Origin of the sequence: Streptomyces prasinopilosus, assembly GCF_001419695.1 — a bacterium.
Taxonomy (GTDB): domain Bacteria; phylum Actinomycetota; class Actinomycetes; order Streptomycetales; family Streptomycetaceae; genus Streptomyces; species Streptomyces prasinopilosus.
In genome coordinates this window covers 1-2,836 of sequence record NZ_LIRG01000731.1, presented here as the reverse complement: position 1 = coordinate 2,836, position 2,836 = coordinate 1, and the positions used below count along the sequence as shown (strand labels likewise).

Sequence of the window (2,836 nt, the reverse complement as noted above, 5' to 3'; positions counted from 1 at the left end):
CCCCGGGTGCGCCGCCGGCCGGCGCGCCGGGCAGCACGTATCCGGAGGTGTGAGATGTCTTCCATGTCACCCGTGCCCGGCCCGACCGGGCCGCAGGAGCAGGAGCCGTCCGTGGGCCAGCTCCTGTCCGGCGTGACCGCCGACCTCCAGACCCTCTTCCGGCAGGAGGTCGAGCTGGCGAAGGCCGAGATCAGGGAGGAGGGGACCAGGGCGGGCAAGGCCGCCGGGATGTACGGGGGCGCCGGCTTCGCCGGTTACCTGGTGCTGCTGTTCCTGTCGCTGGCCGCCGTACTGGGGCTGTCCAACGTGATGGACGGGGGCTGGGCCTCGCTGATCGTCGCCGCGGTGTGGGCCGTCGTCGCGGCCGTGCTCTACCAGAAGGGCCGCGAGCGGATGCGCACCGTCTCCCCGAAGCCCGAGCGAACCGTCGAGACCATGAAGGAGAACGCGGAATGGGCACGTCACCCGACCAAGTGAGGGCCGAGATAGAGGCCACGCGCGAACAACTCTCCACGAACGTGGACCAGCTCGCCGACCGGACCAGCCCCGGCCGGGTGGTGCGCCGCCGCGCGGACCGGATGCGCGACCGGGTGTCGGGCGTCCGCGACCGGGTCATGGGGACCGCGTCGCAGTCCGCGCACGAGGTGGCGGGCACCGCGCAGTCGGCCGCCGGCTCGGTGCAGGAGGGCGCGGGGAAGGCGGCCGATTCGGCTCGGGCCGCGGCCGGCCAGGCGGGAGAGGCCGTGCAGCAGGCGCCCGCCCTGGCCCGCCGGCAGACCCGGGGCAACCCGCTGGCCGCCGGTCTGGTCGCCTTCGGCGTCGGCCTGCTGGCGTCCTCGCTGCTGCCCGCGTCCCGGACCGAGCAGGAGAAGGCCGCCGAGCTGATGGAGCGCGGCGGCGAGGCCCTGGAGCCGGTGAAGGAGGCCGCCGCGGAGTCCGCGCAGCACCTCAAGGAAGGCGCCCGGGAGGTGACGCAGAGCGCGGCCGCGGAGGTGAAGGACACCGCGGCGCAGGCCGCGCGCACCACCCAGGACGAGGCGCGCGACCGGACCGGCGAGGTCACCGAGCAGGCACGTGACTCCGGCCGGCACCTCAAGGAGTAGACCCGGCGACGCTCCGGTGCCTCTCGGGGCCCCCGGAAGAGGGGGCCCCGCCCCCGGCCCGTACGGGGTCGGAAGGGCGGGGCCCCCTCGGGGCGTCACAGCACCGGCAGCAGGTTCTTCAGCTCGAAGGCGGTGACCTCGGAGCGGTAGGCCTCCCACTCGTGCTTCTTGTTGCGCAGGAAGAAGTCGAAGACGTGCTCGCCGAGGGTCTCGGCGACCAGGTCGCTGCGTTCCATCAGGGTGAGGGACTCGCCGAGGTTCTGCGGGAGGGGTTCGATGCCCAGGGCGCGGCGTTCGGCGTCGGAGAGGGCCCAGACGTCGTCCTCGGCGCCGGGCGGGAGTTCGTAGCCCTCCTCGACGCCCTTGAGTCCGGCGGCCAGGAGGAGCGCGTACGTCAGGTACGGGTTGGCGCCGGAGTCGATCGAGCGGACCTCGACGCGGGCCGAGCCGGTCTTGCCGGGCTTGTACATGGGGACGCGGACCAGGGCCGAGCGGTTGTTGTGGCCCCAGCAGATGTAGGACGGGGCCTCGCCGCCCGCGCCCGCGGTGCGCTCGGAACCGCCCCAGATCCGCTTGTAGGAGTTGACCCACTGGTTGGTGACGGCGGAGACCTCCGCCGCGTGCCGCAGCAGGCCGGCGATGAAGGAGCGGCCGACCTTGGAGAGCTGGTACTCGGCGCCCGACTCGTAGAACGCGTTGCGGTCGCCCTCGAAGAGGGACAGGTGCGTGTGCATGCCGCTGCCCGGGTAGTCCGAGAACGGCTTCGGCATGAACGTGGCCTGCACACCCTGCTCCAGCGCGACCTGCTTCATGACCAGGCGGAACGTCATGATGTTGTCGGCCGTGGACAGCGCGTCCGCGTAGCGGAGGTCGATCTCCTGCTGGCCGGGGGCGCCCTCGTGGTGGGAGAACTCCACCGAGATGCCCATCGACTCCAGCATGGTGATCGCCTGCCGGCGGAAGTCCATGCCCACGTTGTGCGGGGTGTGGTCGAAGTAGCCGGAGTTGTCCGCCGGGGTCGGGCGGCTGCCGTCGACCGGCTTGTCCTTCAGCAGGAAGAACTCGATCTCCGGGTGGGTGTAGAAGGTGAACCCCTGGTCGGAGGCGCGGGCCAGCGCGCGCTTGAGGACGTAGCGCGGGTCGGCGAAGGACGGTGAGCCGTCCGGCATCAGGATGTCGCAGAACATGCGGGCCGTGCCGGGGGCCTCGGCGCGCCACGGCAGGACCTGGAAGGTCGACGGGTCCGGCTTGGCGATCATGTCGGACTCGTACACCCGGGCGAAGCCCTCGATGGCGGAGCCGTCGAAGCCGATGCCCTCGTCGAACGCCTGCTCCAGCTCGGCCGGGGCCACGGCCACGGACTTCAGGAAGCCCAGCACGTCCGTGAACCACAGGCGTACGAACCGGATGTCGCGCTCCTCCAACGTCCGGAGCACGAACTCCTGCTGCTTGTCCATCTTCCGCTTCCCCATCCTCGCCGGTCAGGCCGCCAGTCTCTCCCGCGCCGGGGGACCTCCTCGGGCGGCGGTCGGGCACTGGGCCATCCCACCACATCCGGGTTTCGCCCGTGTTGCCGACCTTGATCGTTCCACGGGTCCCGGCCGCGCGTGCGCCCGCGGGGCGATGCCCCGTGCGCGCCGGGGGCCATCGTCCCGCACACCACCCTGCGGCCCGTGCGGCCCACTGTCCATCCTGCCCTCACGGGCCGGTGTCCGTCACGGCGGGAACGGACC

General features: G+C 72.3%; 3 protein-coding genes. 2 read left to right on the top strand and 1 reads right to left on the bottom strand.

Annotation, left to right across the window (positions count from 1 at the left end):
- The first annotated feature begins 63 nt into the window (after window positions 1-63).
- Complete coding sequence (locus AOK18_RS25415) at window positions 64-477, top strand: phage holin family protein (RefSeq protein WP_055574674.1); 414 nt, start codon at window positions 64-66, stop codon at window positions 475-477.
- Window positions 453-1,103 carry a DUF3618 domain-containing protein gene (locus AOK18_RS35195; RefSeq protein WP_055574675.1) on the top strand — a complete coding sequence of 217 codons (651 nt, stop codon included), beginning with the start codon at window positions 453-455 and terminating at the stop codon, window positions 1,101-1,103. Before AOK18_RS25415 ends, AOK18_RS35195 begins: the two co-directional genes overlap by 25 nt.
- 95 nt (window positions 1,104-1,198) lie before the next feature.
- On the opposite strand, the gene AOK18_RS25405 is transcribed toward AOK18_RS35195, so the two are convergent.
- A complete protein-coding gene (locus AOK18_RS25405) occupies window positions 1,199-2,560 on the bottom strand; it encodes a glutamine synthetase family protein (RefSeq protein ID WP_055574676.1) in 1,362 nt (453 codons plus the stop codon).
- Window positions 2,561-2,836: the final 276 nt, after the last annotated feature.

Bases quoted from the DNA above. Each gene is read 5' to 3' on its own strand.
- AOK18_RS25415 (WP_055574674.1), top strand. From the start codon at position 64: ATGTCACCCGTGCCCGGCCCGACCGGGCCGCAGGAGCAGGAGCCGTCC.
- AOK18_RS35195 (WP_055574675.1), top strand. From the start codon at position 453: ATGGGCACGTCACCCGACCAAGTGAGGGCCGAGATAGAGGCCACGCGC.
- AOK18_RS25405 (WP_055574676.1), bottom strand. From the start codon at position 2,560: ATGGACAAGCAGCAGGAGTTCGTGCTCCGGACGTTGGAGGAGCGCGAC.